We start from the raw sequence: 25,009 nt of genomic DNA, 5'->3' as shown, positions 1-25,009 counted from the left end.
TGGCAAACGGCGCACATTGCGCTGTTCAACACCATGTCCATGACTGTAAAACCGCAGCTTCTGCCTGCGGGGCAGCGGTTTTGATGGCATCATTCAAAAAATCTGATGGTCTTATACAAGAGCGTATCAACGATCTTCTCGCGCCGCGTAGAGATCGCAAATACCTTCTCAGGCCTGAACCCAACCGGTCTCAGCAGCGAAGATTTACCGATCTGCCCGATGCCGCATGTAGGAAAGAACCGTCAAAATGGCCTTGTTGCGTGATCGCGATGTCCTCACCCCCGATACCCTGGCCCTGCTGCAGCTGGTGGCCGACACCGGCAGCTTTGCCGCTGCGGCGCGCCAGCTGGGTCTGGTGCCCAGCGCCCTGACCTACCGCATCCGCCAGGTCGAAGATGCGCTGGATGTGCTGCTGTTTGACCGCAGTGCGCGCCAGGCGAGGCCCACCGAAGCGGGTCAGGAGCTGCTGCGCGAAGGCGCACGCCTGCTGGCCGAAGTCGATGCGGTGGCCAACCGGGTGCGCCGCGTGGCGACCGGCTGGGAGCCTGAGCTGCGCATTGCCGTCGATGGCGTGGTCTCGCGCACCACCTTGCTGGAGCTGGTCGAGGCCTTCTACACCATTGCACCGCCCACGCGGCTCAAGATCACCGACTCCATCCTGGCCGGCACGCTGGAAGCGCTCAGCTCGGGCCGCGCCGACCTGGCCATTGGCATTGCCGTCGATGCCTCCCACGTCGCAGGCCTGCAGCAGCTGGACCTGGGCGAGATCACCTTCCGCTATGTCGTCGCGCCCCACCACCGCCTGGCCGACGAGATGCAACCCATCAGCGACGAGGTGCTGCGCCAGCACCGCATCATCGCCGTGGCCGATTCCTCGCGCAGCGGCCAAGGCCAGACCATTGGCGTGATCAACGGTCAGGATGTGCTCACGGTGGACACCATGCAGGCCAAGCTCCAGGCGCAGCTGCGCGGGATTGGTGGCGGCTTTTTGCCCGACAACATGACCATGCCCTATCTGCGCAGCGGCCAGTTGGTGGAGCGCGAATTGATGCGGCCGCCCCGCAAGATCAAGCTGCGCTACGCCTGGCGCGGCACCAACCCGGGCAAGGCCTTGCAGTGGTGGCTGGACCAGCTGCAGTCCGAGGCCACACGCACTTCTTTACTGAGCAATCACTATGTGGGATAAATCCTGAGCAAAATGGGCCTGCACACCGTGTAGAGTGGCTCTTCAGATGCCGCTGCACCCGCAGCCATCCATGACGCCTTATCGTTTGCCGAAACAGTACAGAAAGTCTTTCATGTCTTCTCGCATTCCCCCCAAACCCAAACGATCAGCCTCCTCTTCCAACATTGTTCTGGCCAGCCGCAAGCACTATGCGGTGATTGGCGCCGGCATGGCTGGCGTGGTCTGCGCGCGCACCTTGCAGCAAGCGGGCCACCAGGTCACCGTGATCGAAGCACAACCCCAGGTGGGCGGCCGCATGGCCAGCCGCCACAGCGCGCATGGCAGCTTTGATGTGGGCGCCCAGTTCTTCACGGTGCGCGACCCGCGCTTTCAGTTGGCGCTGGACAGCACACCCAGCGTCACCCGCCACTGGAGCGTCAACGCCATCCGCACCTTGGATGCCACCGGCAAGGTCGCTGTGACCACGCAGCGCGGCATGGAAGCCCATCTGGTGGGCGTGCCCACGATGGACAGCCTGCTCGCCTCCTGGGCCGCGCCGCTCGATGTGCGCCTCAACGAATACGCGCTGGCCTTTGAGCGCGATGCCCTCAACCCCAGCCAGTGGCAACTGCGCACCGAAGATGTGGACGGCGGCGTGCATGTCTATGCGGGCCTCGATGGCGTGGTGCTGGCCATCCCCTCGCCCGAAGCCCAGGAGCTGCTGGCCGACAGCGAAACCGACGTGCCCGCTGATTGGCAGCTGTCCGATGTCTATATCGCCCCGAGCTGGACCTTGCTGCTGACCTTTGCCCACGCAGTGGACCCGAGCATCACCAATATGGGCCCGCAGTGGAATGCCGCCCGCACCGAACACCCCCGTATCACCTGGCTCTCGCGCGAGTCGTCCAAGCCCGGTCGCGGCAAGGTCGAGCGCTGGACCGTGCAGGCCAGCCCCGACTGGGCGCGCAAGCATGAGAACGACGAGCCCCAGCGCGTCGCCGCCAAGATGCTGCAGGCCTTCTCCGAGCTGACCCGCATCCGCGCCACCCCCAGCGACATCCGCGTGGTGCAGTGGGGCTACGCCAAGACCATCAACCCGCTGCCCAAGGATGCCAAGGGCCAGGCCCGCAGCCACCTGTGGAATGCCAAGAGTGCCATCGGCCTGTGCGGTGACTGGTGCCTGGGCTACCGCGTGGAAGATGCCTTTGTCTCCGGCCTGGAACTCGCGCTGGCCGTGCTCGGCGAATAAGCGCGGCGCGCCCGGCAGGCCTGCCGGGCGCTTTTCCTTTTCAACTTCTTGAGCCCATTGAGCGCCGGGCAGCCGTGCTTTTGCCCGCTTGCCTGCGGCATTACACTTGCTCTCCCATGAGCTCTCGCGTTTATACCGGCCGTTTTGCCCCCTCGCCCACCGGCCCGCTGCATGCGGGCTCGCTGGTGGCGGCCCTGGCATCCTGGCTCGATGCCCGCGCCCATGGCGGCACCTGGTTGCTGCGTATCGAAGATATCGACCCACCGCGCTGCCCGCCAGGCATGGACCAGGAAATCCTGCGCCAGCTCCATGCGCTGCAGCTGATCCCCGATGCGCCCCCGCAGTGGCAGTCAGCTCGCCATGGCCTCTATGCCCAGGCCCTGGCGCAGCTGCAGGCCGCTGGCTGGGCCTACCCCTGCGCCTGCACGCGCCGCGATATGGACGCCGCGCTCGCCGCGCAAGGCCATGTGCACGAGCGCCATGGCGAGCGCCCCTACCCGGGCACCTGCCGCGATGGCCTGCATGGCAAGACCGGTCGCAGCTGGCGCTTCCATACCCTGCACTACCAGCAGCATGCCAGCGCGCTGGCGGCCGAAGACGGCCAGTTGCCGACAGCCGATCACCCGGTGCTGCACAGCGACCAGCAGCTGCTGTGGCAAGACCGCTGGCTGGGCCCCCTGCAGCAGGACGTGGCCGCCAGCGTGGGTGATTTTCTGGTCCAGCGCGCCGATGGCCTCTGGGCCTACCAACTGGCTGTGGTGGTCGATGACGCCGCGCAAGGCATCAGCGATGTGGTGCGCGGCGCCGACCTGGCCGACAACACCCCGCGCCAGCTGCTGCTGCAGCGCGCGCTGGGCCTGCCAGCGCCCCGCTATATGCACACGCCCTTGGTGCTGCAGGCCGATGGCGAAAAGCTCTCCAAGCAATACGGCGCGCCAGCCGTCGTGGTCGACAGTGCCGAGCAGCGCATCGCCGTGCTGCGCCAGTCCGCCCAGCACCTGGGGCTGGAGGCGGGCGAGGCTAGCTCCATCCCCGATGCTCTGGCCGACTGGACGGCGCAATGGGCACGCCGCCACCTGGCCGCTACATGAAGTTGCGCGTGTGCAAGGAGGCCAGCTCCTGCGCATGGCCACGCTCAAAGCCCAGCCGCACCAGCTTGGTGTAGCGGCCATCGGCCATGTCCTGCATCAGCTGCTGCACGCGCTGGCTGCCCAGCGCCAGCGCATCGGCCGACAAGGCGCCCGCGCCCACGAGGATCAACGCATCAAACACCTCTTCGTTCAGGCCTGATGTCCCAGCCAGCGCGTCATGGCGCGCCTCCACCGCCTGGGCCAGCCGGTGGCGATAATCGGGCTCCTGCTTCAAACGGTGCAGCAGGTGCGACATGCCCAGCGCCACATGGCGCGCCTCATCGCGGGCGGCCAGGCGGCAGATCTGGCGCGTCAATGGATCGGGCGCATAGGTCTGCAAGAACTGCAGCAGGTTGACAAAGCTGCCCTCGCCCAGCACCGAGAGCAAAAAGCCCGCGACCGAAAAATCCTTTTCCGCAAGCAGGCTGTGCAGCGAGGCCTGGCCGCCTGCGGTGGATAGTGCCGGCTCCCGCCCGTGGCGGCGAATGCGGCGGGTAAACACATCGATATGGCGCGCCTCATCGGCCACCTGGATCGCCAGCGCCGCCTGCAGCTCGCGGTAGTGCGGGTGCAGCTCACCCAGAAAGCGCGCCGGCACAATCAGCGCCGCATTCTCGTTCTCGACCATATAGGTCATCACCTGCACGATGGCGTCCTCGATCACCGCAGGTGGCTCAGGTGCCTGGTCCCAGTCGATGTCGGTGTCGGCATTCCATTGCGCAGCCACCGCCTGCGCGTAAAGGTCCCCGGCCTGGTCGGACCAGAACTCGGCCTTGTCCTGCAGGCGAAAGGCAAAGGCCGGCGCGCCCGCCTCGACCGCGGCACCGCGCGCCGCCAGGCCCCAGGCCGGGTCGGCCTGTGCGGCCACCGCGCCGGGTTGGCTGGCATCGCTGTGGCCGGCCACGGCGGCATGGCGCCAGCGGCCCGCCTGCGCGCTGCCCCGCCGCACCAGCAAGGCCGGCTGCCGCAGCCAACCGGTCGGCGTTTGCAGCGCATGGCCCTGGGCCTGGCACCAGGCCGCCAACTGCGCTTGCCAGCCCGGCGCCTGGCCGCTGACCCGGATCGACTCGCCCACGGCCGCGGCCGCCAGGCCGTGCTTGACCAGCAGGTGCGCACCGGCATCAAAGCCCAGCCGGCCCAAATCCACCAGTGGCATGCTGGCAAGGTCGGCCTGGCCTGGTATTGCAGGACCCGTACTGCTGGAGGGGGCTGGCGGTTTTTCCATGGGCCTCAGTACCGGTAGTCCGCCGCCAGGATGCGGCCCGCCTCATCATAAAAGCGCTCATCGCGCACCGCACGGGACAAGGGTTCATAGCCCGAAGCGCGGCCGGGGTGCCAGACCTTGAGGCCTTCCAACTCCAGCAAGGGGCGAATCAGCGGGTCATCCCAGGACATGGCCAGCAAGATCTCGGTAAAGCGCGCCGCATCGGCAGCGCTGATACTGGGCCCGGCGGTCATATTGCAGTGGTCAAAAGGCTGCGAGGTGTCGAGCACGCGCGTGGTGCCTGCAGGCAGGGTCCCTTCGGCGGCAAAGGCCAGGTAGTTCTTGGCAACCATCCAGGACGCCGCAATCTCACCGGCCACCATGGCCTTGGCCGCCAGGCGCTCGCCACCAATATGGTCGCCATGCTTGCCGCCCAGCACATCAAAGCGGCGCGGCTGAAAATCCTGGCCCGCCAGCAGGCCGTGCTGGCGCAGGTGGTCCAGCGGGATCAAGGTGGCCTGGGGCGAATCAATGGCGCCAAAGCCCAGCGTCTGGCCGCGCAGGTCCGCCAGGGCCTGGGCGGGGCTGTCTGCGCGTACCACCAGCAGCGACTGCACATCCATGTCGGTGTCACGCATCGCGATCGATCGCACCTGCTGGCCAGCGGCCCGCGCCATCAGCTCGGCGCGCACAAAGGCGAGCGGCGAGTTCCAGGCCAGTTGCACCGTGCCATCCATCAGCGCCTCTGTGAGCGACTCATAGTTGGAATACAGCACATAGTCAAAGTACAGGCCCTGCTCGATGAAATGGGCCTTGAAGCCCTCCCATATGGTGATGACCTTGGGCGCGTAGGCCACGGCGCCCATCTTGAGGGTGGTGTAGGAAACGGTCATGGATAGATGTCTCTCCGGTTGGTTGGGTCACGGGGGCTCAGCCTGCGGCGTCGCACAGCGCCTTGCCCAGCAGGTCATAGATCACATCGGTGGTGGGGGCCATCACGGAGGCGGCGCGGGCATCGCGGAACAGCCGCTCGATGCCCAGGTCCTTGCGGAAGGCTGCGCCGCCGCAGACGCGCATCGCCGTATCGCTCACCTCCAGCGCCGCCTCGGCCGCAGCGGCCTTGCATTGCAAGAGCCGGGTTTTGGCATCGGGGCGCCCCGCCAGCACCGCCTGCACGGCGTCATCGCGCAGCAAGCGGGCCTGGTCGGCCTTGAGCTGGGCCTTGGCGAGGTAAGCCCGGATGGTCGGCAGGTCGGCCAGGCCGCTGCCATTTTCGGCAAAGCGGGTGTTGGCCACATGCTGCACAGCGCGGCGCAGCACGCCTTGCATCAGGCCCACCGACGTGGTGGCGATCAAGGTGGGGAAATACGGCATCAGGTAGCGGGCCTTGACGTCCTCGCCCTGGCCGTCGTCTCCCAAGCGGCAGGCCAGCGGCACGGCTACATCCCGCGCAATGATCGGAGACGAGGCATTGCCGCGCAGTCCCATGCCATCAAAGCGCGATGGGATCTGCAGCCCGGGCAGGCGGCTGTCGACCAGCCACAGCGTATTGCCCTCGCCCGTGCTAGCCCGCGAGATCCAGACATAGGAGTCGGCCTCGCCCGCCGAGGTGATCATGCTTTTGTGGGCATTGAGCAGCACCGCGTCCTGGCCCTGCGCAGCGGCGGTACCGGTGGGTGCCCAGATATGGCTGCGCGAGCCGGTCTCGGACACCGCCAGGGTGGTGATATGGCGGCCCTGCGCAATGGCGCGCCGGGTGTCTTGTGCCGCAAAAGGCTCGATCAGTGCCACGCCGCAGTAGTGCATGGTCAGCACCATGGCCGTGCAGGGGCAGTCCTGGGCAATGCGCTCGACCACTTGTACCGCTTCAGGCAGGCCCGCGCCCATGCCGCCTACTTCGGGCGCGCTGATCAGGCCCAGCAGGCCCTGGCTGCCCAAGGCCTGCAGCGCCTGGCGCGGGTAGACCGCCTGGCTATCGGTATGCGTGGCCGCCGGCGCAATGAGGTCGCGCACAATCGGCTCCAACGACGAAAGAATGTCCATGCTGCTCCAGATGCTGGCGCAAAGGCAGGCCCATACCGGAACCCATGGGGCAGAAAGCGGCCAGGCGCATGCTGCGCTCCCGAGCCCCTACCCCGTGTTTCCTGTCGCACACAGACCTGCAATCACGACAGACGTCACTTTGAAAAAGGCATTATAGGCAGCGACTTTGCAGCCAGATGGCAGTGGGCGCACACGGCGATTGCCCAGCGTTTCGTCATTGCAGACTGGAAAAATCTACAATAGCCCCTTTTTTGACGCGGCCCAGCGCCCCTTGCCGGGCAAGCGCCACCTTGCCGCCTGTGCTGAGCGGCACCTCCATGACCATGCAATCTTCTTCGACGCCTGCTGCTGGCCCCGTGCCCGAGCCCATCATCACCAACGCACGCGATGCCAGCAGTGCCCCCGGCCATGCGCCTGCGGATGTGGCCCATCCCAAGACCATCCGCTCCTACGTGCGCCGCGCCGGCCGCACCACCACCGGCCAGGCCAAGGCCTTTGAAACGCTGGGCACGCGCTATGTGCTGCCCTACACCGGCGAGGCATTCAACGCCGAGGCCGCCTTTGGCCGCCAGGGCAAAGTGATTTTGGAAATCGGCTTTGGCATGGGCGAGGCCACGGCGCACATCGCCCGCGTTCGCCCGGACGACAACTTTCTGTGCTGCGAAGTGCATGAGCCGGGCGTGGGCGCGCTGCTCAAGCGCATCGGCGAGCAGGACATCACCAATATCCGCATCTTCCAGCACGACGCCGTGGAAGTGCTGGAGAACATGCTGCAGCCGGGCTCGCTCGATGGCATCCATGTGTTCTTCCCCGATCCCTGGCACAAGAAAAAGCACAACAAGCGCCGCCTGATCCAGGCGCCCTTTGTGGCCCAGCTCGTCGCCCATTTGAAGCCCGGTGGCTATATCCACTGCGCCACCGACTGGCAGCCCTATGCCGAGCAGATGCTCGAGGTGCTCTCGGCCAACCCCGACCTGAATAACACGGCCGACGGCTACGCGCCGCAGCCCGAGTACCGCCCGCTGACCAAGTTCGAAAACCGCGGTCTGCGTTTGGGCCATGGTGTCTGGGACCTGGTGTTCACGCGCGCTGCATAAGCGTGCTGGGCCTAGATCCCCGCTTTGCTGAAAAAGGCTGCTTGGGCAGTCTTTTTTGCTTTTTGCAGAGTGCGGCGCACCCCAGGGGCCAGGTAACCGTTGCTTTGCGTATCAAAATTGATAGCAGAATCGGCCGCCTGCAGCGCCCGATGCGGTAGGATGGCTGCTGGCACCCAGACGCTGGGGCCAATGGCACATGCCGCCCCCTGCCCCACGGTTGTGGGTATAAACCTTGCGCCCTGCTCTGGTGCGACAGTCCCTGGCGGGATGCAAGGCTTGTGACGCAGCGGCCCGGGCTGGCAGGCCATCACACCGGAAAACTGCAATGACCGTCTCTCGCTTCCATATCCCGCAACAGGACCACAGCCCTTCTGCCGAGCAACCTGCTGCGCTGCGCAGCTACGGCTGGGCGTCCGCCGTGCCGGGCCCGTCGCTGCTGATCTTTGGCGCCGTGCATGGCAATGAGCAAAGTGGCACGCATGCGATCCACCGCTGGATCGAGCGCTTTGAATCGGGCCAGGTGCGGCTCAAGCGCGGGCGCCTGACGATGGTGCCCGTGGCCAACCCCAAGGCCTTTATCAAGAACGAGCGCGAAGGCGACCGCAACCTCAACCGCAACTTTGTGCCCCAGGCCCAGCCGCAGAACTTTGAAGACCATATGGTCAATGCACTGGCCCCGCTGCTCGAGAGCCATGATGCGCTGCTCGATCTGCACTCCTACAGCGGCGAAGGCCGGGCCTTTGCGATGACCGGCCCGCTCAACAACACCGGCACGCTCGAGCCCTTTGCCCGCCAGCAAGAGGAAGAGGCCTTTGCCAAGGCCGTGGGCCTGCCCATCATCGTGCAAGGCTGGCTGGAGGTGTATGAACAGGCAGTGAAGGCCAGCGGCGGCGCCCTTCGCCCCGAGCACGGCATCGGCACCAATGAGTTCATGCGCAGCCGCGGGGGCTACGCGATCACCGTGGAGTCGGGCTCGCACGAAGAGCCCCAGGCCATCGAGGTGGCCGACCGCTGTATCGCTGGCGTACTGGCCCTGCTGGAGATGGCCGATGTGACCGTCGAGCCCGTCGCCCAGTACACCACCCACCATATGCGCCAGGTGTTCATGCGCCAAAGCGCCGATGACCGCATGCAAAAGGAGTGGCAGAACTTTGACCCGTTCCGCCAGGGTGACCTGCTCGCCACCCGCGCCGATGGCAGCCAGATTCTGGCGCCCTTCGATGGCTGCGTGATCTTCCCCCAGCCCGATGCCGCCGTGAACCGCGAGTGGTTCTACCTGGCGCAGACGGACCGCAGCTGATGCAGGGGGGCTGCCCTTTGCGGGAGGCCCATCGAAGTACCCGGCCAGCCTGACCGGTTCAGGCTCCCCGCATCAACCCGCAGTGACAATGCTGACGCCGCCATCAACGGCCAGGCATTGGCCGGTGATGTGTTTGCCCGCATCGCTGGCCAGCAGCACCGCAGCACCTTTCAAATCATCATCCCCGCCCAAGCGGCCCAGCGGCACGCCGGCCGTCATCGCATCCTCGCCGATCTGGTCAATCAGGCCATTGGCCATCTTGGTGCGGAAAAAACCCGGTGCGATGGCATTGACGCGGATGCCGTAGTGCCCCCATTCGGCAGCGAGCGCGCGGGTGAAGTTGATGACCGCGCCCTTGCTGGTGTTGTAGGCGATGGTCTTCATGCCCACCGGGTTGCCGCCCAGCCCGGCAATCGATGCCAGGTTGATGATGGCGCCCTGCCGGCGCGCAATCATGCAGCGCTTGGCCAGCTGCTGCGACAGCAGAAAATAGCCGCGCACATTCAGGTTCATCACCTTGTCCCAAGCGGCGGCCGGGTGGTCTTCGGCCGGCGCCCCCCAGCTGGCACCGGCGTTGTTGACCAGAATGTCCACATCGCCCACGCGCCCCAGCACCTCGATGGCCAGGCGCTCGATCTCGCTGTCGACCGCGCAGTCGGCAGCAATCCAGCGCGCATCAATGCCTGCGCCTCCCAGCTCGGCCACCGCCGCTTCCAGTTCGCTGGCCTTGCGGCTGGTCACCACCACCTTGGCGCCAGCCTCGCCCAGCGCATGGGCCAGCTGCAGGCCCAGGCCGCGCGAGCCGCCCGTCACCAGCGCCGTCTTGCCGGTCAGATCCAATAATTGCCCAATCTTGCGCGTCATGCAAAGGCCTCCTGGTAGGGCTGAAAAGTCGTTCAGCGAGTCATTCAAAATGCAGCCATCAGGCTGGCAGCACGTAGTTCTTGAACTGCTCACGCAGCCGGGTCTTGAGCATCTTGCCAGTGGCACCCAGCGGAATGGCCTCCACAAAGATCACGGCATCGGGGATCTGCCACTTGGCCATCTTGCCCTGGTAGAAGGCGAGCAAGTCCTCCTCGCTCGCGGCAGCGTCCTTCTTGAGCGCTACAAAAACCACCGGCCGTTCGTCCCACTTGGGATGGGGCATGCCCACGCAGGCAGCCATCGCGACGGCCGGGTGGGCCATCGCAATGTTCTCGATATCGATGGAGCTGATCCATTCGCCCCCGGACTTGATCACATCCTTGCTGCGGTCGGTGATCTGCATAAAGCCATCGGCATCGATGGTGGCCACATCGCCGGTGGGAAACCAGTCGCGCCCCTGCGCATCAGTGACCAGCGGCGAGGCGCCCTCGCTGCGGTAGTAGTCCGCCACCACCCAGGGGCCGCGCACCAGCAGGTCGCCATAGGTCTTGCCATCCCAGGGCTGGTCCTGGCCGTCGTCACCGACGATCTTCATGTCCACGCCAAAGATGACCCGGCCCTGTTTGGCCAGCAGCTGCGCCTGGGTGTCGGCCGGCAGGTCCAGGTGCTTGTGCTTCAAGGTGCAGACGGTGCCCAGCGGGCTGAGTTCGGTCATACCCCAGGCATGCAGCACGGTGACGCCATAGTCCTCCTGGAAGGTCTTGATCATCGCCGGCGGGCAGGCCGAGCCGCCAATGATGGTGCGCTGCAGGCTGCCAAAGCGCAGGCCCTGGCTTTGCACATGGCTCAGCAGCATCTGCCAGACCGTGGGCACGCCAGCGGCAAAGGTTACCTTCTCGGCCTCCATCAGCGCGTAGACCGAGGGGCCATCGAGCGCCGGGCCGGGAAACACCAGCTTGGCGCCATTGAGCGGCCCGGAAAACGGCAGGCCCCAGGCGTTGACATGGAACATCGGCACGACCGGCAGCACCACATCGCGCGAGGAGATGTCCATCACATCGGGCAGCGAAGCGCCATAGGCATGCAAGACGGTGCTGCGGTGCGAGTACAGCACGGCCTTGGGATTGCCCGTGGTGCCGCTGGTGTAGCACATGCCGCAGGCGGTGTTTTCGTCAAACTCGGGCCACTGGTAGGCGCCGTCGGCAGCCGCAATCCAGGCCTCGTAGGCCACCAGGCCGGGGATGCCGGCATCGGCAGGCAGTTGGTCAGCATCACACAGCGCCACCCATTGGCGTACCGTCGGGCAGCGCGCGTGGATGGCCTGCACGATGGGCAGGAAGCAGCTGTCAAAGCACAGCACCTCGTCCTCGGCATGGTTGACGATCCAGACCACCTGGTCGGGGTGCAGCCGGGGGTTCAAGGTATGGATGACCCGGCCCGATCCGCCCACGCCGTAGTACAGCTCCATATGGCGGTAGCCATTCCAGGCCAGACTCGCCACGCGCGTGCCCGCGGCCAGCCCCATGCCATCCAGGGCCTGCGCCAGCTGGCGGGCGCGCTGCGCAAAGTCGACATAGGTGTAGCGGTGGATATCACCTTCCACGCGGCGCGAGACGATTTCGGTATCGCGGTGGTAACGCTCAGCAAACTCCAGCAGGTTGGAGGTCAGCAGTTGCTGCTTTTGCATCAGGCCTAGCATTGGGTCTCCTTGTGGTATGGCCAGTGGCGGCGCGTTGCCCCCACCGGCATGCATCTGTTTTTATAGCGCGTGCGCGCAGCAAAGGGCATCGTAGCAACCCGCACTGCCAGCGGGTTGCATGAGCAAATGCCTGCAGCATATGACGAGGCATACAGTACAGGCAGGCGCGCGCAGTGCGCAGCGCGCGCTGTCACCTAGGCTGCAGCACTTAGAATCAGGCGCTGCTTTCGTCTCACACCGCCCCATGCTGATCCCCGACTACATCGACGAACACCTGCTGGTGCTGAACAAGCCATCGGGCCTGTTGTGTGTGCCAGGCCGGGGAGAGGACAAGCAAGATTGCCTCAGCGCCCGGGCCCGGCTGCAATGGCCCGATGCGCTGGTAGTGCACCGGCTGGACCAGCCCACCTCGGGCCTCGTCGTGATGGCGCGCAGCCTGTCCGTGCAGCGTGCGCTGGGCGACGCCTTTGCGGCCCGTACCGTGCGCAAGCGCTATACCGCCGTGGTCTGCGGCAATCCAGTTGCACAGCCTCTGACACCCGAGCATGCGCTGCATGCCGCGATGCCGCAGGACGGGCATATTTGGAGCCTGGTCGATCTGCCGCTGATCGCCGACTGGGAGCGCCGCCCTTTGCAGCGGGTGGATGGGGAGATGGGCAAGCCCAGCCAGACCTGGTGGCGGGCGATGGTTGCTGAGGAAGCGGCCGCCCTGCCCGCCATCCCCGCTGGCAGCACGCGTCTGTGGCTGGAGCCGCTGACCGGCCGCACCCACCAGCTGCGCCTGCACATGCAGGCGATTGGCCATGCGATGCTGGGCGACGGCCTGTATGCCAGCGCCGCAGTGCAGGCGATGGCACCACGCCTGCTGCTGCAGGCGCAGCAGCTGGGTTTTGCCCATCCGGTAACCGGCCAATGGCTGGACTGCCGGCTGGCGGCCGATTTTTAAAGGCCGTCCTGGAACGGCCGGGTCTTCTTAGACGTGGCGCATCAAGCCGCCATCCACGCGGATGTTCTGGCCGGTGATGTAGGCCGCACCCTCGGAGGCCAAAAAGGCCACCGTCGCGCCAATCTCGTCGGCCTTGCCGTAGCGCTGCAGTGGCACCGCTGCCTGGCGCTCGTCCTTCTTGGGCAGGCTGTCAATCCAGCCGGGCAGCACATTGTTCATGCGGATGTTGTGCTTGCCGTACTCGTCACAGAAGATCTTGGTGAAGGCGGCCAGGCCGGAGCGTGCCATGGCCGAGGTGGGGAACAGCGCTGCCGGCTCAAACGCCCAGGCCGATGAGATATTGATGATGGCCCCACCGCCCTGCTTTTGCATGATGGGCGCAACCAGGCGCGTGGCGCGCACCACGTTCAGAAAGTAGACCTCCAGACCCTTGATCCAGTCCTCGTCACTGATCGACAGCAGGTCACCCTTGGGGCCGTGGCCGGCGCCATTAACCAGCACATCGATGCGGTCATAGCGCGCCATCACCGCATCCACCAGCTTTTGCATATCGGCCACAGACTGGTTGGAGCCCGTCACGCCCACACCGCCCAGCTCCTGGGCCAGCGCCTCGCCCTTGCCCGAGGACGACAAGATGCCCAGCGCATAACCGGCCTGGTGCAACTGGCGTGCCGCCGCTGCGCCCATGCCGGATCCACCGGCGATCACGATGGCTACTTTGGATTGGTCCATGCTGTGCTTCCTTTTTCTTTGTGATTCCAAAGCTGCCCATCCTAACCAAGCCGCCGCACTTGTGCAGGCCACCGGGAAAAACGCCGTCGCGCTCAGCGCCATCTGCCGTTACGATAAGCAGTTATGACCACCAAACACCTCACCATCCTGACCGGCGGCTCGCGCGGTATGGGCCTGGCCATGGGCCAGCAACTTCTGGCCAAGGGCCACACCGTGCTGAGCATTGCGCGCCGCAGCTCCAGCGCGCTGGCCGCTGCCGCTCCATCGCCGGATCAGCTCATCCAGTGGGAGCAGGACCTGGGCGATACCGATGCCGCCGCCCAGCGCCTGGGCGACTGGCTGCGCAGCCTCCAGGCCAGCGACTGGGCCAGCATCACCTTGATCAACAACGCCGGCGTGATTCCGCAGATCGCGCCGCTGTCCGACCTGGCCACGCCCGACCTGCGCAATGCGCTGCGCGTGGGGCTGGAGGCGCCGATGGCGCTGACGGGGGTGTTTCTGGGTGCGACCGACAGCTGGACCGTCCCCAAGAAAGTGCTCAATGTCTCGTCCGGCCTGGGCCGCCGCCCCATGGCATCGCAGGCCGCCTACTGTACGGCCAAGGCCGGCATGGATGCCTATGCCCGCTGCGTGGCGCTGGAAGAAGCCCACAAGCCCCATGGCGCCAAGATCGTCTCACTCGCGCCCGGCGTGATCGATACTGACATGCAGGTGCAGCTGCGCAATGCCGATGCGGGCGCCTTCCCCGATGTGGACAACTTCAAGGGCCTGCATGAGGGCGGCAAACTCAGCAGCCCGGCAGAAGCCGGTGCCAAGGTGCTGGGCTGGCTGGACCGCGCCGACTTTGGCCAGCATGTGATTGCCGACGTGCGCGAGCCTTGAACCACGGCGCGCAGCGCAGGGTCCATGCCCGCCATGGACTGTCACCAAGGTGCGCGCTGGCCGCCTGCGGTTTGCACATGGGCCGCCTGGCTGGCAATAATGCTGCAAGGCAACATTTGCGTGCCCATTCCAACCTAAACAGGAGACCTTTCCATGTCCCGTGAAGTACTTGTCTGCAGCGCCGTGCGCACTGCCATCGGCACCTTTGGCGGCAGCCTCAAGGATGTTCCACCGACCGAGCTGGGTGCACTGGTGGTCAAGGAGTCGCTGGCCCGCGCCGGCATTGAAGGCAAGGATGTGGGCCATGTGGTCTTCGGCCACGTGGTCAACACGGAACCCAAGGACATGTACCTGAGCCGCGTGGCGGCCATCCAGGGTGGCTGCCCGCAGGAGACACCGGCGATGAATGTCAACCGCCTCTGCGGCTCGGGCCTGCAGGCGATTGTGACGGCCAGCCAGGGCATTTTGCTCGGTGACTATGACGTGGCCATTGGCGCCGGAGCCGAGAACATGAGCCGCGCGCCCTACGCCAGCACCACCAGCCGCTGGGGCGCACGCATGGGCGATTTCAAGATGATCGACATGATGACCGGCGCGCTGCATGACCCGTTCCACAACATCCACATGGGTGTGACCGCCGAGAACGTGGCCAAGGAATTTGGCATCAGCCGCGATGACCAGGACCAATTGGCACTGAGCAGCCACCAGCGTGTCGAGCAGGCCTGGGCCGAGAACCGCTTTGCCGGCCAGATCGTGCCCGTGGTGCTCAAAAGCAAGAAGGGCGATATCAGCTTTGACAAGGACGAGCACTTCCGCGCCGGCGCCAAGATCGAGGACTTCCAGAAGATGAAGCCCGTCTTCATCAAGGAAGACGGCACGGTCACCGCCGCCAACGCCTCGGGTATCAATGACGCCGCAGCCGCCGTGGTGCTGATGGAAGCCGCCGCCGCCAAGGCGCGCGGCGCCAAGCCGCTGGCCCGTTTGGTGGGCTATGCCCATGCAGGGGTCGATCCCAAGATCATGGGCATTGGCCCCGTGCCCGCGTCCAAGGCCGTGCTGGCCAAGACCGGCCTCAAGCTGGACCAGATGGATGTCATCGAAGCCAACGAAGCCTTTGCCGCACAAGCCTGCGCAGTGACCAAGGGCCTGGGCGCCGACCAGGCCAAGGTCAACCCCAATGGTTCGGGCATCTCGCTGGGCCACCCGATTGGAGCCACCGGCGCGATCATCACCGTCAAGGCGATCCATGAGCTGCACCGCACCGGCGGCCGCTATGCACTCGTCACCATGTGCATTGGCGGCGGCCAGGGCATTGCCGCCATCTTCGAACGCGTCTAACCAAGCCTTAAAGCGCCAGCGCAGTCCCCACGGGCAAGTCTTCCACCGGCTTGCCCGCTGCAAAGCGCTTGGCCGCAAACTGCCCTGCGACCTGGGCCTGGCCACCGCGCACGTGCAGCCAGCTGCCCTCGGGCAGAGCGACCACCTGCTTGTCCGGGTTGGCGACCAGGAACTCCGCCAGGCGCTGGTCGCGCGTCTCGCCCTGGTGGCCAGGCGGCAGGCTGTTGTGGTAGTGGGGGTTGATGCAAAACGGCACCAGGCCCAACGCGCCAAAGCCCTGCGGGTCGACGATGGGCATGTCATTGGTGGTGTTGATCGTCAGGCCCGCCAGATTGGCGCCGGCACTCCAGCCGGTGTAGGACATGCGGCCCGAACGTGCCGCGTCGCCGATGCGCACCAGCCAGCCTCGCTTGCGGCATTGGGCCAGCAGCTGGAAGGTATTGCCGCCGCCGACGATGATGGCCTGGATATCCCCGGCCAAAAACGGCTCCAGCGCATCCGCCTGGTGCGCGCCCACCAGCTGCACGCCGGTGTGGGCGATGGCCGCTTGCACCTGCGCTGTGTAGTCGTCCCAGCTGAGCGAGACGCCGGCAAAGGGCACAAACAGCGCCTTTTGCACGCCTTGCAGCTGGGCTGCCAGCGCCTCGCGGCAAAAAGTCAGGTAGCCGCCATCGGGCGCGCGGGAGTTGCTCAACAACAGTAACTGCATAACACCTCTTTGAATGAGGCAGCCAGCATAGCAGCCCCTGCACTGCGGCGGCGTCACCCAAGCACAGAAGGTCGGCGCCGACAAAGGAGCCGAGCGCAAAAAAAGGACTGGCGCGGCGGCATGCCCCGCGCCAGTCCCTTCTTGTCTATCGACTGCTTACTTGCCACTGTCCAGCCGTGCCTGCATCGCCTTGGCGCGGGCGTCCGACGGTGGGTGCGAATCCATCAGCGAGTTGCCGCCACCGCCGCTCAGCTTGGCGAGCTTCTGGAAAGCGGTGACGAGGCCCTTGCGCTCCATCTTTTGCTTGGTGAGCAGGTCAAAGGAGTAGTTGTCGGCGGCAGACTCGTTGGCCTGCGAGAACTGCGCATGGATGAACTTTTCACCCAGCTCGCCCGCTTGCGAGCTCGACAGCGATGCCAAGGTGGCATTGCCGCTATTGGCGGCAATCTGGCGTGCGGCCGAGGTGGCATAGGCCGTCTGCATGCGGCGCTTGCTGTGGCCCAGCGCCACGTGGCCGATTTCATGGCCGATCACGCCGCGCAGCTCGTCGTCGTTCATCAGGTCCATCAGGCCGCTGTAGACGCGGATGCAGCCATTGGCCATCGCCCAGGCGTTCACATCACTGGTCAGGTAGACCTTGTAGTCGGCCTTCTTGCCTTCCACTTCCTGGGGCATGTTGGCGACGACCTTGGCCAGGCGCTGGCTGTACTTGTTGTTCGCAGGCGCGAGCTTGTTTTGCTGGTCCAGCGCGGCGCAGGATTCATTGGACAAGGCCACGACATCGCCGTCGGTCAATGTCATGGCCTTCATCGCCGTCGAGCCGGACTCCATCAGTCCGCCCAGGTTGCCCGTATCCATGGTCTTGCAGCCGGCCAGGGCCAAAGCAGCCACCAGGCCCGTCACCATCATCGTTTTGCGCATCCGCTATCTCCTCATCTGCACGTTGAAAACGTGCATCATAGCGTGCGATTATCGAAATGATAGTTTTTATACCCCAGAGATCGCTCAGGCAGCTTTTTGCGTGGCGGCCTGCGCCGATGCGTCATCCGGTGCCGTCGCCGACACGGCCTGCAGCACCACCTCGCGCTTCAAGGTCGGCACAAAGCTCTCGATGAACTGCAGCGCATAGGCGCGCAGCCACACGCCCTTGCGCAGTGCAATGCGGGTGGTGTTGACCTTGAACAAATGGCCCGCGTCGATGGCGCGCAGGTTGCGGTCGCGCTCCTCATCAAAGGCGATGGAGGCGACGATGCCGATGCCCATGCCCAGCTCGACATAGGTCTTGATCACGTCAGCATCCATGGCGGTCAGCACCACATTGGGCGTGACCTCGGCGGCGGCAAACGACTCATCAATGTGCGAGCGGCCGGTGTAACCCTGCTCATAGGTGATGATCGGAAAGCGCACCAGCGATTGCAAGGTCAGCGGCCTTCCAGCCTCTTGCTGGGCCAGCAAGGGGTGGCTCGGGGGCACGACCACCGAGTGGGTCCAGCGGTAACCCGGCAGGGTCGCCAAGCTCGCATAGCCGGTGAGCGCTTCGGTGGCCACGCCGATATCGGCCGCGCCACTCAGCAGCATCTCAGCGACCTGCCGGGGCGAGCCCTGGTGCAGGTGCAGGGCCACATCGGGAAACTGCTCACGAAAATCGCGCACCACCAGCGGCAGCGCGTAGCGCGCCTGCGAGTGGGTGGCGGCAATGCTCAGTTGGCCGCTGCGGCTGGCATGAAAATCGGCACCAGCGCGGCGCAGGTTTTCGGACTCTAGCAGCAGGCGGTCCACGATCGGCAAAATGGCCTCACCCGGTGGGGTCAGCCCGGTCAGGCGCTTGCCGGCGCGGATAAAGATGTCCACACCCAGCTCGTCTTCCAACTCGCGGATCTGGCGGCTCACGCCTGGCTGCGAGGTGTAGAGCACATGCGCCACCTCGGTCAGGTTGTAGCCATTGCGGGCGGCTTCGCGCACGGCCCGCAGTTGCTGAAAATTCATAACATTCACCTTTTTGGACCCAGCCGCCAGGGGTCCCCGGCGGCTGGTTCAGCGTCCTTGCTTATTTCTTGGTGTAGATCTGGTCAAAGCTGCCGCCATCGGCAAAGTGCGCAGCGTCGGCCTTGGTCCAGCCGCCAAAGGCCTCATCGATGGTGAAGAGCTTGAGCGTCGCGAACTGGCTGGCGTATTTGGCCTTGGCCGCTTCGGCGGTGGGGCGGTAGAAGTTGCGGCCGGCAATGTCCTGGCCTTCGTCCGAGTACAGGTACTGCAGGTAGGCATCGGCAATCTTGCGCGTGCCGCGCTTGTCCACCACCTTGTCGACGACGGTCACCGTGGGCTCGGCCAGGATCGACAGCGAGGGGGTGACGATCTCGAACTTCTCGGGGCCAAACTCCTTCAATGCCAGGTAGGCCTCGTTTTCCCAGGCCAGCAGCACATCGCCCTGGCCGCGCTGCACAAAGGTCACGGTCGAGCCACGCGCGCCGGTGTCGAGAATCGGCACATTCTTGAACAGCTTGGTGATGTAGTCCTTGGCACCGGCCTCACCGCCATAGTTGCGTTTGCCAAACTCCCAGGCGGCCAGGTAGTTCCAGCGCGCGCCGCCGCTGGTCTTGGGGTTGGGCGTGATCACCTTGACATCGGGCTTGATCAGATCGCCCCAGTCCTTGATGCCCTTGGGATTGCCCTTTTTGACCAGGAACACAATGGTCGAGGTGTAAGGCGCGCTGTTGAGCGGCAGGCGCTTTTGCCAATCGGCCGGCACCAGCTGGCCGTATTTGTTCAGTGCATCAATGTCACCGGCCAAGGCCAAGGTGGCCACATCGGCCTCGATGCCATCGATGATGGCCCGCGCCTGCTTGCCCGAGCCGCCATGCGACTGCTTGATCGTCACGGTCTGGCCGGTCGTGTCCTTCCAGTGCTTGGCAAAGGCCTGGTTGAACTGGTTGTACAGCTCACGGGTCGGGTCGTAGGACACGTTGAGCAAGGTCACCGGTGCTGGTGCCTGGGCATGGGCTGCGCCGCTAAAAACAGCGGGCGCCAGCGCCATCAGAGACGCGACTGCGGCTGCGGCTATCGGAAACTTGATAAAGTGGCGGCGTTGTTGCATGGAACACTTTCAGAATGGCAAAAGTCGTAGGGCTTGTTAGGCTTGAACACATTCTGAAACGCGGCCATAAAAACTCAAACTACTATTAATTCAGTTTTTTATGACTGAAAATTATTAACAAGACGCGAAAACGCATCTGCCAGGCCCGGTTTCGGGACTGGCAAGGCAGGAAGCTCGCCAATGCCCCAACTCTGGTTGGCAGTGTGGGCAAAGCAGGCCATGCTGGGCAACCGCCCGCAGACTGCGGCAGCATCGGGCAAGCACCCTGCCAGTGCAACAGCGTCAACCCAACGAAGGAAGCATCTCCCATGGCACGTATGGTCAACTGCGTCAAACTGCACAAAGAAGCCGAGGGCCTCGACTTTCCCCCCTACCCTGGTGAGCTGGGCAAGCGCCTGTGGGAAAACGTCAGCAAGGAAGCCTGGGCTGGCTGGCTCAAGCACCAGACCATGCTGGTCAACGAAAACCGCCTGAACCTGGCCGACCAGCGCGCTCGCCAGTACCTGGCTCGCCAAATGGAAAACCATTTCTTTGGCGAAGGCGCTGATGCAGCCGTCGGCTACGTGCCGCCCACTGCAGACTGATACGGCACTCGTACAAGTGCAGGCCAGGGACAACTCCCCGGCCTGAAAAATGGCAGCCTCAGCTGCCATTTTTTTATGGGTGTACGGTCCACTAACGGGCGATACAGCCAGGGTCCCTCGGCCCTGCAGACATGTGGTTTCGAAACCCTGGCCTGCACGGCATCTACCCAGCCCGCATGGGCAGGACTTGGCGCCCGCAGCCTTGGTTGGGACCTGCCTTGCTGCGACACCAAGCGACAGGGTGCTTCATGGTGTGCTACCGGGCCAATGGCATGGATACACGACACAGCCCCCAAAAAGCAGCCTCGAAAGCGCCCCGACTGGTTGCAAATAGAAATCAATCACCCCAATCGCAGTGATAGCATCTGCACACCCCTTTGCTACCGGCTTGCCCTCCGCCCTGCTTCCATGTTCAAGATTTCTGCCCTCTGCCTTGCACTGGCGCTGTCCGCATCGGTGCGAGCGGCCGACCGGGCCGCCTTCTGGACCACCACACAACGCGGGGGCAACAGCTTTAACCGCTTGCCGCCGGATACCCGCTATTACCAGGACTTGCGCGGCTATGGCGCCAGCTGGGTGCGGCTGTCCTACGACAAATGGAAGCCCGAGCAGCGCGATTTTTTGATGGGCAATGCGGATGACTACCAGCAGCTGGTGGCATCGGACCTTGCCACGCTCAAGGCGTCGGTGGCCAAGGCCCATGCGGCGGGGCTCAAAGTGGTGATTGCGCCGCTGTCCCTGCCGCTGTCACGCTGGTCGCAAAACAATCAGGGTAAGTTTGATGACCGCATCTGGCAGGACAAGGCGCACTGGAAGGCCGCCGGCCAGTTTTGGCAGGACCTGGCGCGCGCCTTGAAGGACACGCCCGGCATAGCGGCCTATAACCTGATCAACGAGCCCGCGCCCGAAAAACAAGGCGGCCTGGCCGAGCATGCCAGTGCACCAGACATGCAGGCCTGGTATGCCAATGCCCAGGGCGGATCGCGTGACCTACCCGCCTTCTACAAGTACCTGATTGCCCAGATCCGCGCGGTCGACCCGTACACACCCGTCATGGTCGATGCCGGTTGGTATGGCGCGGCGGACGCCTTCGTCTATTGGCCCGAGGCGCTGCAGGACAAAAGGGTGCTCTACAGCTTTCACATGTACGAGCCCTACCAGGCGACCAGCGGCCCCAACTTGAAGCGCAAGCAGCCCTACCGCTACCCGGGCGATGTGCCCTTTGCCGGCAAGACCCAGCTGTGGAACCAGCAGCGCGTGGCCCAGTACCTAGATGCCGTCAACGGCTGGGCACGCTCCTTGGCGATTGCGCCCGAACAGATCGTCATGGGCGAGTTTGGCTGTGTGCGCATGCTCGACAGCTGCAGCCAGTACCTGGACGATGTTCTGTCCTATGCCGAGGACAAGCGCTACCACTGGGCCTTTTACAGCTTTCGGGAAGATGCCTGGGATGCGATGGACTACGAACTGGGCCAGGCCAAGGTGGACTGGCGCTACTGGGAGGCGATGGAAAAAGGCCTGCCCGATCCGGTCAAGCGCAGCGCGACCCCCGAGTTCGAGCCCATCCGCAAGCGCTTGCAACAGCGCTGAAAGCTGCCGATTAGCGCGCGCTCAGCAGCGTAGTGCTGGCTGGGCGCCCTGGCACATTCAACGTGGCCACCGGTGCCGGCGTGCTGGCAATGCGCTGGCCACGGCGCCATACGCCCAGGCGCGTGGCCTTCAGGCGCAGCGCCTCGACCGGGTCCTTGGCATGCAGCAGCACAAAGTCGGCATTTGCACCTTGCTCGATGCCATAGCCTTGGAGGCCCAGCAAGCGTGCGGGGTTCAGGGTGATGGCATCAAAGCATTGCTGCATGCCCGCGCGGCTGGTCATCTGCGCCACATGCAGGCCCATGCTGGCCACCTCTAGCGCGTCGCCCGAACCCAGGCTATACCAGGGGTCCATCACGCAGTCATGGCCAAATGCCACCGTGAGGCCCGCGGCCATCAGCTCGGGCACGCGCGTCATGCCCCGGCGCTTGGGGTAGCTGTCATGGCGGCCCTGGATCGTGATATTGATCAAGGGGTTGCTGACAACGCCCAGCTGCGCCTCGGCCATCAGTGCCATCAGCTTGCTGACGTAGTAGTTGTCCATGCTGTGCATGGAGGTGAGGTGCGAGCCGGTCACGCGGCCCTGCAGGCCCAGGCGCTGGGTGTGGTAGGCCAGGGTCTCCACATGGCGTGACATCGGGTCATCCGACTCGTCGCAGTGCATGTCCACCCGCTTGCCGCGCTCGGCGGCCAGCTCGCAGAGAATGCGCACGCTCTCGGCGCCATCGGCCATGGTGCGCTCAAAGTGCGGAATGCCGCCGACGACATCGACGCCCAGGTCCAGCGCGCACTTGAGGTTGTCCAGCCCGCCCGGTGTGCGCAGCACGCCGTCTTGCGGAAAGGCCACCAGCTGCAGGTCGATATAGGGCGCCACGCGCTTTTGCACATCGAGCATCGCTTCGACAGGCAGCAGGCTCGGATCGCTGGTGTCCACATGGCTGCGGATGGCCAGGAGGCCGCGCGCCACCGCCCAGTCGCAGTAGGCCAAGGCACGCTCGACCAGCGCCTCATGCGTCAGCTGGGGTTTGAGCTCGCCCCACAGCGCAATGCCTTCGAGCAAGGTGCCGCTTTCGTTGACACGCGGCATGCCGTAGCTCAGGGTCGCATCCATGTGGAAATGCGGGTCCACAAAGGGTGGGCTCAGCAGCAGGCCCTGGGCGTCCACCACCTCGGCAGCGGGCGCCTGCAGGCCCTCGCTCACCTCGGCAATCTTGCCGTCCTGCACAGCCACCGACATGTTCTTGCGGCCATCGGGCAAGCTGGCATTGTGAATCAATAAATCAAGCATTTTTTATCCTTGTAGGCAGACCAGGGTCTGCATCGTGGAGCGCAAAGCGCGGCTCAGCGCTCACCTTTGCGGTAGGGTTTCATCAAAGCCTGTGGGTAGGCGGCTTTGCGGGCCACCAGCACCAGCGCCAGGATCGACAGCAGGTATGGCAGCATCAGATAGAACTGGTAGGGCACGAGGCCATCGCCCGACTGCTGCAGCCGCAGCTGCAGTGCGTCGAAGAACGCAAACAGCAGCGCGCCGAGCAAAGCCTTGCCTGGCCGCCAGGAGGCAAACACCACCAGCGCCACGCAGATCCAGCCCCGGCCGTTGACCATGTTGAAGAAAAACGCGTTGAAGGCCGACAGCGTCAAAAACGCACCCGCCACGCCCATCAGCGCCGAGCCTGCAATGATCGCACCGCTGCGCACCGCCATCACGGCCACGCCCTGGCCTTCTGCGGCCTGCGGGTTCTCGCCCACCATGCGCACCGCCAAACCCAAAGGCGTGCGAAACAGCACCCAGGCCAAGAGCGGCACCAGCAGCAGCGCCAGCAAGGTCAAGGCCGTCTGGTCGCCCAGAATCGGAATCGGCAGCCAGTCCATCGCCTCAAACGGCGTGATCGTGGGCGGCGTGTTCACCTTGGGAAAGCTCACGCGGTAGCCGTAGTACGACAAGGCCGTCGCCAGCATCGTGATGCCCAGGCCCGAGACATGCTGCGACAGCGCCAGGCCCACCGTCAGCCAGGCATGCAGGCTGCCCAGCACCGCGCCGGTGAGTGCCGCGACCAGCACGCCCGTCCACAGGCCGTGGCCGGCATACACGGTCAGCCAACCAGTAAAGGCACCGGCCACCATGATGCCCTCGATGCCCAGGTTCAGCACGCCAGCGCGCTCGCACAGCAGCACCCCCAGCGTGCCCAGCAGCAGCGGCGTAGCGGTGCGCAGCACGGCCACCCAAAAAGACGCATTGGCCAAAATATCCATCACATCGCTCATGATGCACCTCGCACTGGCGTTTGTTTTAGGGGTTTCAACATCACAGCGCTCACTTTCTGCGCAGGCGGTATTGGGTCATCAGGCTGGCCACCAGTACCGACAAGAGCGAGGCGGCCACGATCACATCGGCAATCGCATTGGGCACGCCGACGGCGCGGCTCATGCTGTCGGCGCCCACGAGCATGCCGGCGACAAATACGGCCGAGGCCACCACACCCAGCGGGTGCAGGCCGGCCAGCATCGCAATAACGATGCCGCTGTAGCCATAGCCGGGTGACATGTCCAGTGTCAGGTAGCTGGTGCGGCCCGCCACCTCGATGGCGCCAGCCAGGCCCGCGAGCCCGCCCGACAGCAGCGCGACCAGTACGACCGTGCGGGTCACCGGCACGCCGGCAAAGGCTGCCGCGCGGGGGTTGGCGCCGGCTGCGCGGATGTCAAAACCCGGCACCGCCCGCTGCAGCAGCAGCCACAGCGCGACCGCCAGGCCCACCGCCATCAGCAAGCCGTTATGCAAACGGGTCTGCACAATCAGCTTGCCCAGCTCCAGGTCGCCCTGCAGCGCGACGCTCTGCGGCCAGCCCATCGCCATCGGGTCTTTCATCGGGCCATCGAGCAGGTAGGACACGGCCAGCAGCATGACAAAGTTCAGCAGCAAGGTGGTCACCACCTCGTCAACACCCAGCTTGGTCTTCATCAAGGCCGGGCCCAGCAGCAAGGCCGCGCCAGCCAGTGCGGCAGCCAGCAGCATCAGCGGAAACAGCAGATAAATGGGCAGCTCAAAGCCCGTGCCGCCATGCATGCCGCCTACGGCCACGGCAGCCACTGCGCCGGCATAGAGCTGGCCTTCGGCACCGATATTGAACAGCCGCGCCCGGAAAGCCACCGCTGCAGCCAGACCGGTCAGGATCAGCGGCACGGCGCGCGTCAAGGTCTCAGACAGCGCAAACAGCGAGCCAAAGGCCCCTTTGAACAGCGCCACATAGGTCGCACCGACGGGCGCGCCCGCCCACAGCACCAGCAAGCCGCTGATGGCCAAGGTAAACACCACCGCACCCAGGGGCGCAGCCACCATGGCCAGCGTCGAGGGGGTTGCTCTTTTTTCTATACGCATTGCAGTC

General features: G+C 64.9%; 23 protein-coding genes. 10 read left to right on the top strand and 13 right to left on the bottom strand.

What is annotated here, in order from left to right; translation table 11 throughout:
• Window positions 1-253: 253 nt before the first annotated feature.
• The 3 genes from ACPEE1_RS11970 to gluQRS all read left to right on the top strand — a co-directional run bounded on the left by ACPEE1_RS11970 (window position 254) and on the right by gluQRS (window position 3,505).
• Window positions 254-1,186 (top strand): LysR family transcriptional regulator, encoded by a 933-nt coding sequence (locus ACPEE1_RS11970; RefSeq protein ID WP_116925781.1) that lies wholly within the window; start codon window positions 254-256, stop codon window positions 1,184-1,186.
• A gap of 112 nt (window positions 1,187-1,298) precedes the next feature.
• Window positions 1,299-2,414 (top strand): NAD(P)/FAD-dependent oxidoreductase, encoded by a 1,116-nt coding sequence (locus ACPEE1_RS11965; protein ID WP_116925746.1) that lies wholly within the window; start codon window positions 1,299-1,301, stop codon window positions 2,412-2,414.
• 116 nt (window positions 2,415-2,530) lie between these two features.
• Complete coding sequence (gene gluQRS, locus ACPEE1_RS11960; protein WP_423932818.1) at window positions 2,531-3,505, top strand: tRNA glutamyl-Q(34) synthetase GluQRS; 975 nt, start codon at window positions 2,531-2,533, stop codon at window positions 3,503-3,505.
• Here the strand turns inward: gluQRS and ACPEE1_RS11955 are convergent.
• The 3 genes from ACPEE1_RS11955 to ACPEE1_RS11945 all read right to left on the bottom strand — a co-directional run bounded on the left by ACPEE1_RS11955 (window position 3,498) and on the right by ACPEE1_RS11945 (window position 6,791).
• Window positions 3,498-4,700 (bottom strand): ferritin-like domain-containing protein, encoded by a 1,203-nt coding sequence (locus ACPEE1_RS11955; protein ID WP_423932815.1) that lies wholly within the window; start codon window positions 4,698-4,700, stop codon window positions 3,498-3,500. The two genes, gluQRS and ACPEE1_RS11955, sit on opposite strands and share 8 nt — an antisense overlap.
• Window positions 4,701-4,774: 74 nt before the next feature.
• Window positions 4,775-5,641 (bottom strand): phosphate/phosphite/phosphonate ABC transporter substrate-binding protein, encoded by an 867-nt coding sequence (locus ACPEE1_RS11950; protein ID WP_423932812.1) that lies wholly within the window; start codon window positions 5,639-5,641, stop codon window positions 4,775-4,777.
• A gap of 37 nt (window positions 5,642-5,678) precedes the next feature.
• Window positions 5,679-6,791: an acyl-CoA dehydrogenase family protein gene (locus ACPEE1_RS11945; protein ID WP_423932810.1), complete on the bottom strand. Its 1,113-nt coding sequence runs from the start codon at window positions 6,789-6,791 to the stop codon at window positions 5,679-5,681.
• A gap of 323 nt (window positions 6,792-7,114) precedes the next feature.
• Here ACPEE1_RS11945 and trmB point away from each other — a divergent pair, with 323 nt between their 5' ends.
• Both trmB and ACPEE1_RS11935 read left to right on the top strand, forming a co-directional pair.
• On the top strand, window positions 7,115-7,888 hold the full coding sequence (gene trmB, locus ACPEE1_RS11940; RefSeq protein WP_243419449.1) for a tRNA (guanosine(46)-N7)-methyltransferase TrmB: 774 nt from the start codon (window positions 7,115-7,117) through the stop codon (window positions 7,886-7,888).
• A 325-nt stretch (window positions 7,889-8,213) separates the two neighbouring features.
• Window positions 8,214-9,188, top strand: coding sequence for a succinylglutamate desuccinylase/aspartoacylase family protein (locus ACPEE1_RS11935; RefSeq protein WP_423932808.1), 975 nt, complete (start codon window positions 8,214-8,216; stop codon window positions 9,186-9,188).
• 72 nt (window positions 9,189-9,260) lie between these two features.
• On the opposite strand, the gene ACPEE1_RS11930 is transcribed toward ACPEE1_RS11935, so the two are convergent.
• Window positions 9,261-10,052 (bottom strand): SDR family oxidoreductase, encoded by a 792-nt coding sequence (locus ACPEE1_RS11930; RefSeq protein ID WP_116927703.1) that lies wholly within the window; start codon window positions 10,050-10,052, stop codon window positions 9,261-9,263.
• A 58-nt stretch (window positions 10,053-10,110) separates the two neighbouring features.
• Window positions 10,111-11,751 carry a 3-(methylthio)propionyl-CoA ligase gene (locus ACPEE1_RS11925; RefSeq protein ID WP_423932804.1) on the bottom strand — a complete coding sequence of 547 codons (1,641 nt, stop codon included), beginning with the start codon at window positions 11,749-11,751 and terminating at the stop codon, window positions 10,111-10,113.
• A 244-nt stretch (window positions 11,752-11,995) separates the two neighbouring features.
• Between ACPEE1_RS11925 and ACPEE1_RS11920 the strand changes: the two genes are divergently transcribed.
• A complete protein-coding gene (locus ACPEE1_RS11920) occupies window positions 11,996-12,697 on the top strand; it encodes an RluA family pseudouridine synthase (protein ID WP_423932801.1) in 702 nt (233 codons plus the stop codon).
• 27 nt (window positions 12,698-12,724) lie between these two features.
• Here the strand turns inward: ACPEE1_RS11920 and ACPEE1_RS11915 are convergent, their stop codons facing one another.
• Complete coding sequence (locus tag ACPEE1_RS11915) at window positions 12,725-13,429, bottom strand: SDR family oxidoreductase (RefSeq protein WP_423932798.1); 705 nt, start codon at window positions 13,427-13,429, stop codon at window positions 12,725-12,727.
• 123 nt (window positions 13,430-13,552) lie between these two features.
• Here ACPEE1_RS11915 and ACPEE1_RS11910 point away from each other — a divergent pair, with 123 nt between their 5' ends.
• On the top strand, window positions 13,553-14,311 hold the full coding sequence (locus tag ACPEE1_RS11910; protein WP_423932795.1) for an SDR family NAD(P)-dependent oxidoreductase: 759 nt from the start codon (window positions 13,553-13,555) through the stop codon (window positions 14,309-14,311).
• 153 nt (window positions 14,312-14,464) lie between these two features.
• Window positions 14,465-15,649 carry a beta-ketothiolase BktB gene (gene bktB / locus ACPEE1_RS11905; protein WP_423932793.1) on the top strand — a complete coding sequence of 395 codons (1,185 nt, stop codon included), beginning with the start codon at window positions 14,465-14,467 and terminating at the stop codon, window positions 15,647-15,649.
• 7 nt (window positions 15,650-15,656) lie between these two features.
• Here bktB and pepE read toward each other — a convergent pair whose 3' ends face one another.
• The 4 genes from pepE to ACPEE1_RS11885 all read right to left on the bottom strand — a co-directional run bounded on the left by pepE (window position 15,657) and on the right by ACPEE1_RS11885 (window position 19,452).
• Complete coding sequence (gene pepE / locus ACPEE1_RS11900) at window positions 15,657-16,358, bottom strand: dipeptidase PepE (protein WP_423932790.1); 702 nt, start codon at window positions 16,356-16,358, stop codon at window positions 15,657-15,659.
• A 156-nt stretch (window positions 16,359-16,514) separates the two neighbouring features.
• Complete coding sequence (locus ACPEE1_RS11895; protein WP_232539349.1) at window positions 16,515-17,279, bottom strand: M48 family metallopeptidase; 765 nt, start codon at window positions 17,277-17,279, stop codon at window positions 16,515-16,517.
• Between the two features lie 84 nt (window positions 17,280-17,363).
• Window positions 17,364-18,344: a CysB family HTH-type transcriptional regulator gene (locus tag ACPEE1_RS11890; RefSeq protein ID WP_260719607.1), complete on the bottom strand. Its 981-nt coding sequence runs from the start codon at window positions 18,342-18,344 to the stop codon at window positions 17,364-17,366.
• A gap of 61 nt (window positions 18,345-18,405) precedes the next feature.
• Entirely contained in the window at window positions 18,406-19,452 is a 1,047-nt protein-coding gene (locus ACPEE1_RS11885) for a sulfate ABC transporter substrate-binding protein (protein ID WP_116927695.1), read from the bottom strand.
• A gap of 308 nt (window positions 19,453-19,760) precedes the next feature.
• Here ACPEE1_RS11885 and ACPEE1_RS11880 point away from each other — a divergent pair, with 308 nt between their 5' ends.
• Complete coding sequence (locus ACPEE1_RS11880) at window positions 19,761-20,036, top strand: oxidative damage protection protein (RefSeq protein ID WP_027010457.1); 276 nt, start codon at window positions 19,761-19,763, stop codon at window positions 20,034-20,036.
• 408 nt (window positions 20,037-20,444) lie between these two features.
• Window positions 20,445-21,626 (top strand): glycoside hydrolase family 5 protein, encoded by a 1,182-nt coding sequence (locus ACPEE1_RS11875; protein ID WP_423932785.1) that lies wholly within the window; start codon window positions 20,445-20,447, stop codon window positions 21,624-21,626.
• 10 nt (window positions 21,627-21,636) lie between these two features.
• Here ACPEE1_RS11875 and ACPEE1_RS11870 read toward each other — a convergent pair whose 3' ends face one another.
• From ACPEE1_RS11870 to ACPEE1_RS11860, 3 genes are read right to left on the bottom strand one after another with little or no spacing between them, the layout of a single operon-like run.
• Entirely contained in the window at window positions 21,637-22,914 is a 1,278-nt protein-coding gene (locus ACPEE1_RS11870; protein ID WP_423932782.1) for an amidohydrolase family protein, read from the bottom strand.
• A gap of 53 nt (window positions 22,915-22,967) precedes the next feature.
• On the bottom strand, window positions 22,968-23,891 hold the full coding sequence (locus ACPEE1_RS11865; RefSeq protein WP_021025091.1) for an ABC transporter permease: 924 nt from the start codon (window positions 23,889-23,891) through the stop codon (window positions 22,968-22,970).
• Between the two features lie 49 nt (window positions 23,892-23,940).
• Window positions 23,941-25,002: an ABC transporter permease gene (locus ACPEE1_RS11860; RefSeq protein ID WP_260719610.1), complete on the bottom strand. Its 1,062-nt coding sequence runs from the start codon at window positions 25,000-25,002 to the stop codon at window positions 23,941-23,943.
• Window positions 25,003-25,009 lie beyond the last annotated feature (7 nt).

This window comes from Comamonas sp. 23, from assembly GCF_049601575.1.
GTDB classification, from domain to species: domain Bacteria; phylum Pseudomonadota; class Gammaproteobacteria; order Burkholderiales; family Burkholderiaceae_C; genus Comamonas; species Comamonas squillarum.
Note: the sequence above shows the minus strand (reverse complement) of the source record. Positions and strands in the feature narration are given on the sequence as shown.